This is a genomic window from Methanosaeta sp. UBA458, from assembly GCF_002496085.1.
GTDB classification, from domain to species: Archaea; Halobacteriota; Methanosarcinia; order Methanotrichales; family Methanotrichaceae; genus Methanothrix; species Methanothrix soehngenii.
Genome location: NZ_DAIK01000047.1, coordinates 981 through 4,934, shown reverse-complemented (window position 1 = coordinate 4,934; position 3,954 = coordinate 981). Strand labels below are relative to the sequence as shown.

General features: G+C 56.6%; 3 protein-coding genes. 2 read left to right on the top strand and 1 reads right to left on the bottom strand.

Annotated elements, in window-relative coordinates; translation table 11 throughout:
- The coding region (locus BP822_RS03140; RefSeq protein WP_286877726.1) for an AIR synthase related protein at positions 1-328 on the bottom strand (328 nt) is incomplete at its 3' end.
- A 538-nt stretch (positions 329-866) separates the two neighbouring features.
- Here BP822_RS03140 and BP822_RS03135 point away from each other — a divergent pair.
- A complete protein-coding gene (locus BP822_RS03135) occupies positions 867-1,295 on the top strand; it encodes a PPC domain-containing DNA-binding protein (protein WP_048133158.1) in 429 nt (142 codons plus the stop codon).
- A gap of 47 nt (positions 1,296-1,342) precedes the next feature.
- A partial coding sequence (polC, locus tag BP822_RS03130; protein ID WP_394339423.1) for a DNA polymerase II large subunit occupies positions 1,343-3,954 on the top strand: 2,612 nt, incomplete at its 3' end.

The following is a 3,954-nucleotide window of genomic DNA, read 5'->3' as shown; positions in this document are numbered from 1 at the left end:
CCCTCCTTGATATCTCGGGGTCTCCTGCGGATAGGACGTCCACCATGGCTACAGGCCAGCCGCCCATAGCGGCGATGTCGTGCACATTCACCAGCACGGAGCAGTAGCCCGACCACTCGGGATCGGCGTCCATAAGCTTGGACCAGATGCCGTCCGCGGCGAAGAGCATGACCTCATCGCCGTCGTCTATCACTGCCGCATCCTCACCGAAGGATGCAATGATCTGCTTGGATTCTATAGGAAAGAATGATATCAGCTCACCAATCTGCTTTTTCCTGGTGACTCCCACAAATCCGCGCAGCTCAGCTGCCAGAGACTCAAGATTCATCGGAGTATGCTGGGGCTCTGATCAAAAATAGGTGTCGCTAAAACTCGGGCGAAAAGCTCTTAACCGGTTGACTCCATCAATAAAATGGGTTTTTTGCAGCGGATTTCTGCATTCAGGTTTCCAATGGAAATGATTAATCGAAAAGTTTGTAATGTTTTAGGGATGCTGCTTTTCGAGAACTATGTAAAGAATAATAACGAATTTCACTGGTGATTTCTGATAAAAACAATATGCAATAATCCATATATGCAATAGAAAAAAAGGGGTTAACTAATAAAATATATGATAAAGTTTGTCCTCTGATAGCCTCGATCGCAGAATCCACGAATCGAAACGCTATTTGCGGGCAAGCATCTCAAAAGGGATCTAAAGCAACTCCAATCCGACCTCACTGCTAATAATTACCATCTCCATTGAAGTATCATTCAAATGTAGATTCCGGGCGCATCCTTCAATAGCCCATGACTCCTGTATCTGATTGGTGAAATGAGATAATGGCTCATGGATGCATCAGAATAGCGGGAAGGAGAGATCCAGATTGCTGATCAGGGAATTTGAGGGCGGGCGGCACCTTTTGGCCACGCTGGAGCATGGGGCGGAGATAATCGGCCAGATTACCCGCGTCATAAGAGAGAATGATATCCGAGCAGGCCACTTGAATGTGATTGGCGCCCTGGACCAGGCGGAGATCGGCTACTACGACCAAGTCTCTCATAGCTACCAGGGCATTCAGATCAATGAGCCAGTGGAGCTGGCCTCATGCTCCGGTAACATATCCCTTTTGGCCGGCCAGCCATATGCTCATGTTCATGCCGTCCTCTCCGGCATGAAGGGAAAGGTCTGGGCGGGGCACCTGACCTCGGGCCGGATCTTTGCCGCAGAGCTGTATGTTCAGGAGCTTGTCGGACCGGATCTGATAAGATCTAAAGACTCCATCACCGGGCTTAATCTGTGGAGAGAAGAGTGAACAACCAAGATTATTTCCAGCTTTTGCAGGATGGCCTGGATGATGCCATGGCCATAGCCAAAATGGCTCGCAGCCGGGGACTGGACCCCACGACTGATGTGGAGATACCCCTGGCGGTGGACCTGGCGGAGAGGGTGGAGAAGCTGATCGGCATCCAGGGAATTGCAGAGAGGATCCGGCATCACGAAGCGGAAGGATTGAGCCGGGAGGAGGCCGCGCTTGCCATTGGTATCGACTTCGCTGAGGGCCGGCTGGGTGCGGGGGCCAGCAAGATCGAGTCGGTGGAGAGCGCCATCCGCACCTCGGTGGCCCTGCTCACCGAAGGCGTTGTCGCCGCCCCCATGGAGGGCATTGCCCGGGTGGACCTGGGAAAGAACGATGACGGCACTGAGTATCTGAAGGTCTACTATGCCGGGCCGATAAGGTCTGCCGGGGGTACTGCTCAGGCGCTCTCCGTTCTCGTTGCGGATTATGTGAGGAGGAGCGTGGGCATCGCCCCCTGGAAGCCGCGCCCGGAGGAGGTGGAGCGCTATGTGGAGGAGATCGGCCTGTACAAGCGAGTGGCAGGCCTGCAGTACTCCCCCTCGGACGATGAGATCAGAACCATTGTGAGAAACTGCCCCATTTGCATAGACGGCGAGCCCACCGAGGAGGAGGAGGTCTCTGGATACCGGGACCTGGACAGAATAGAGACCAACCGGGTGCGAGGGGGTATCGCCCTGGTCTCGGCCGAGGGCATAGCCCTGAAGCGGCCCAAGCTCAAAAAGCATGTCAGCAAGCTAGGCATCTCCGGCTGGGAGTGGCTGGACTCCCTGGCCAGCGGCAAGAAGGATGGCGGGGACTCAACTCCCAAGTTCCTCCGCGACCTTATAGCGGGAAGGCCGGTCTTCTCCCATCCCTCCCGACCGGGGGGATTCAGGTTGCGCTATGGCCGGGCGAGGAACACCGGGCTTGCTGCTGCAGGTATCAATCCGGCCAGCATGCTTTTATTGGGAGAGTTCATGGCAGCGGGAACCCAGATCAAGGTGGAGCAGCCTGGCAAGGCAGCGGCGGTAGCGCCAGTCAGCTCGATTGAGGGGCCCACAGTGCGGTTGCTCAACGGGGATGTGGTGCGCTTTGACTCCGACCAGGATATACTGGAGTGGATGCCTATCAGCTGCAAAGATCCCAAGACCATCCAGATCGCCCTCAAGGCCCATGTATCCAGGATCCTGGATCTGGGAGAGATCCTGATCAGCTATGGGGAGTTTTTGGAGAACAACCGACCTTTGGCACCGGCCTCATATGCCTTTGAGTGGTGGGCGGCGGAGCTACTAAAAGCGGGCGGCGACCCCACGGGCTGTGAGTCTATGGATGGCGAAGAGGCCATTATTTTATCCCGAAAATATGGCGTTCCCCTTCATCCTGCTCATACCCACCTGTGGCATGACCTCTCCATAGAGGATTACGACCTATTGCGGGAGGTTGCGGCATCAAAAGGCATTCTGGAGTCGGGACGGCTGATTTTACCTCTGGAGGCCAAGGAGTCCTTAGAGACCCTGCTGGTGCTGCACAAGGTCCGAGATGGAAGGATAATAATCGAGGACCCTCTGCCCTTCCTGCTGTGTCTGGGAATTGACTGGGAGGGTGGTTCATTGAAGAGGAGGGCTGAGGAGGCTGGGGGCGAGCCGGGTGGGGTCGATCAGGCAGAGGACTCGATCCTGGCCAGGGTCAACCGATTCACTGGCATTGTGGTTCGGGCCCGGGCGCCCACTCGCATCGGAGCCCGCATGGGCCGGCCCGAGAAGTCTGACAAGAGGCTGATGAGGCCGCCGCCTCATGTTCTTTTCCCCGCGGGAGAGGAAGGGGGCAAGGGCCGGTCCATTCAGGAGGCGGCAAAGCACTCCACCAACAGCTCCTCCGGGATCATCAATGTTCAGATCGAGCGGCGGGTGTGCAAGAGCTGCGGCAAGGAGGGATTCGCCTTCAATTGCGAGTGCGGCAGCCATACTGAGAAGAAGAGGGTCTGCCCCAAATGCAATATCCCCGCGGCAGAGAAATGTCCCAAATGCGGCCAGGAGACCAATGCGGTAGCAGAGATGCAGATCGATGTCAAAAAGCTCTACCACCTGGCGCTGGAGAGTCTGGGGGAGAGGGAGCCCGAGTCGCTGAAAGGGGTTTTAGGCCTCTCCTCACGGGACAAGACCCCTGAGCCCCTGGAGAAGGGAATCCTGCGGGCCAAGCACGGGATCAACATCTTCAAGGACGGCACAGTGAGGTACGACCTCACCGATCTGCCCCTCACCCATTTCCGGCCGGACGAGATCGGCACCAGCCCGGAAGTTCTGCAGAGCCTGGGCTATACTGTGGATATGCATGGCGATCCTTTAACCCGTCCGGATCAGGTCTGCGAGCTGAGGATCCAGGATATCGTCCTGTCCCGGGATGCGGGCGAATACCTCCTGAAGGTATCCTGGTTTACAGACGAGCTGCTGGCCAAGTTCTATCATCTGGAACCATTCTATAATGCCCAAACCCCCCAGGATCTGATCGGAAAGCTGATGGTGGGCCTGGCCCCCCATACCTCTGCAGGCGTCCTCTGCCGACTGATCGGCTACAGCCCGGCCTCGGCTGGGTTTGGCCATCCCTTCTTCCATGCCGCAAAGCGGAGAAACTGCGA